General features: G+C 35.9%; 2 protein-coding genes. Both read left to right on the top strand.

Annotated features, from left to right (window positions below):
- Positions 1 to 31: 31 nt before the first annotated feature.
- Positions 32 to 1,747 carry an amidohydrolase gene (locus tag AB9K32_RS00110; RefSeq protein ID WP_205123428.1) on the top strand — a complete coding sequence of 572 codons (1,716 nt, stop codon included), beginning with the start codon at positions 32 to 34 and terminating at the stop codon, positions 1,745 to 1,747.
- 6 nt (positions 1,748 to 1,753) lie between these two features.
- The gene (locus tag AB9K32_RS00105; RefSeq protein ID WP_138259781.1) at positions 1,754 to 2,467 is read left to right on the top strand and encodes a hypothetical protein; all 714 of its coding nucleotides are present in this window, start codon (positions 1,754 to 1,756) and stop codon (positions 2,465 to 2,467) included.
- Positions 2,468 to 2,650 lie beyond the last annotated feature (183 nt).

The following is a 2,650-nucleotide window of genomic DNA, read 5'->3' as shown; positions in this document are numbered from 1 at the left end:
AGACCGTTGGCAATAATTAAAACCAAAGAATATGAAAACAAAAAAAACCTTGTTACTGATTTTGGGAATATGTCTATTATTCTCTTGTAAAAAAAATGAAAAACAACGAGTAGAAAATAATGCTGTTGTCTATTATGGTGGAGACATTATTACTATGACAGGAGAAAATCCCGAATATGCCGAAGCGATTGTAGTTAGGGACGGTAGAATATTATTTGTAGGTGACTCAAGTGAAGCTATGGAAATAGCAGGAAACGGTCATCAAATGATAGACTTAAATGGTAAAACCTTAATGCCTAGCTTTATCGACCCACATTCTCATTTTATTAATTCATTAGGAATGAGCACTCAGGCCAATTGTTCGCCCTCACCTGTTGGAGAAGCTGATAATGTAGCTGGTGTAGTAAAAGCTTTACAAAACCTTCAATCAGAAAAAAACATACCAGATGGTAAATTAATAATGGGCTATGGCTATGACGATACCGTGATGCCAGAAGGTAAATTATTAAATCGGGACGACTTAGATGAAGCCTTTCCAAATAATCCTGTAATGGTGATGCACGTTTCTTTGCACGGAGCTGTTTTAAACTCTAAAGCTTTAGAACAATTTGGGTTTTCTGAAAAAACCGAAACACCACCCGGAGGAATTATCGTAAGAAAACCTGGAACCAATAAACCTTATGGCTTGATAATGGAAACCGCATTTTTACCCATTTTTTCTCAATTACCTAAGCCAACTGAAGAAGAGCTGTTACAACAAATTAAAGATGGGCAAATGATTTATGCAGCGGCTGGAGTTACAACTGCACAAGATGGAGCGGCTCATTTAGGAGATATACAAATCGTTCAAAAAGGTGCAGATAATAAGTCTTTATTCATTGATGTTGTTTCCTATCCTTTTATAACCGAATTCGATACAATTTTTAAACTTTATAGTGCTGATGATTTTGGTAAATACAATAATCGATTTAAACTAGGTGGTATTAAAATAACCATAGATGGCTCGCCTCAAGGACGAACAGCATTGTTTACAACACCTTATTTAACTGGTGGCCCTAGTGGTGAAGAAAACTGGTTAGGAGAATCTACATTTTCGCAGGACGAAGTCAACCAAATGCTAAAAAACGTGTATGATAAAGGTTTACAATCAACTTTTCACGCTAATGGTGATGGTGCCATAGATATGTGTATAAAAGCTCACGAATTCGCTAGCAATGGAAATCCAACCAAAGAACGCAGAACTACAATTATCCATTCTCAATTTGTACGTCCAGACCAATTAGATAAATATGTGGAGTATAATATGATTCCATCGCTCTACACTGAGCATACTTTCTTTTTTGCGGATGCCCATATAAAAAATAGAGGTTTGGAGCAAGCGTCTTTTATAAGCCCAATGAAAACGGCAATTTCAAAAGGATTGAAACCTACCAACCACACAGATTTCAATGTAGCACCCATAGACCAAATGATGGTTGTTTGGACGGCTGTAAACAGAGTTTCAAGAAATGGTGAAGTTATAGGTGCGGACGAAAGGATTTCGCCATATCAAGCCTTAAAAGCAATTACCATCAATGCGGCTTATCAGTATTTTGAAGAAGCTAAAAAAGGGACTTTAGAAAATGGTAAGCTAGCAGATTTAGTTATTCTGGACAATAACCCCTTGAAAGTAGACCCTATGAAAATTAAAGAAATCAAAGTCCTTGAAACCATTAAAGAAGGAGAAACCATTTACAAAAAAAATTAGTTAGAGATGAAAAATATATATTTAATATGCTTGTTATTTTCTTTATGCCTTCAATACACACAGGCACAAGATACTTCGGTAGAAATAGACCCTTCTAAGCCTACCAATCTATACACGCAAATAAATACCTTAGGTGAGTACAATGCCTATGATGGTTTTGCTACCTATGGCACGAGAATTAATTTTCAATATGCCTTCAACCCTGATAACCTTTTATTAGCAGAAGTTCCACTTTTGTATAATGATGCAACTAATAAGTTTGGGCTTTCGGATGTAAGAGTGCGTTACTTTAATGCAGTCAAGCGGAATATATCAAAAACTGTTATCGCCATTGCACCTTTTGCAGACATTAGTATCCCAACAGGTTCTGTCGCCAATGGACTTGGTTCAGACACTTGGTCTTTAGCAGCTGGTGCAGTAGTTGGTATAGTATTAAATAAGAATATATCACTATTCCCAGGGGTTAATTACGTGTATTTAACAGAACCTAAAGAAAGTGGTTTCGGGTTTCAAACAAATATGAGCTTGAAATTTAGCAAACAAGCATTTGTTTTTTTAAATCCTATTGTTACAATGTTTGATTTTGACACTATTTGGCAAGCTGAAGTTAATTTTAATTACATAATTACCCCTAACAAATTTAAAGTCAACGCTGGCTGGTATCCAAACTTTACAAATGATATCAATACAATGAGAGTAGGCGCAACTTTTTTTCTTTAAGAAAGATGTAATTTGGTTTATAGAATTACTATGTGCCTAGATTAAACTATAACTATTGCCAACATTGGCTATAAGTAATTGCTGGTTCTCGCCTACTTCTGAAAATCCTCGCGGATTTTCAGTTTGGTGTGTACTTGCAAAGTTAGGTGCTAAACCACGCAACTACTCATAGCCCAACCGTTG

This window comes from Allomuricauda sp. XS_ASV26 (assembly GCF_041224615.1).
Lineage (GTDB): Bacteria > Bacteroidota > Bacteroidia > Flavobacteriales > Flavobacteriaceae > Flagellimonas > Flagellimonas alginolytica.
The sequence above is the reverse complement of the archived record's forward strand: the minus strand, read 5'-3'. Positions and strand labels throughout refer to the sequence as shown.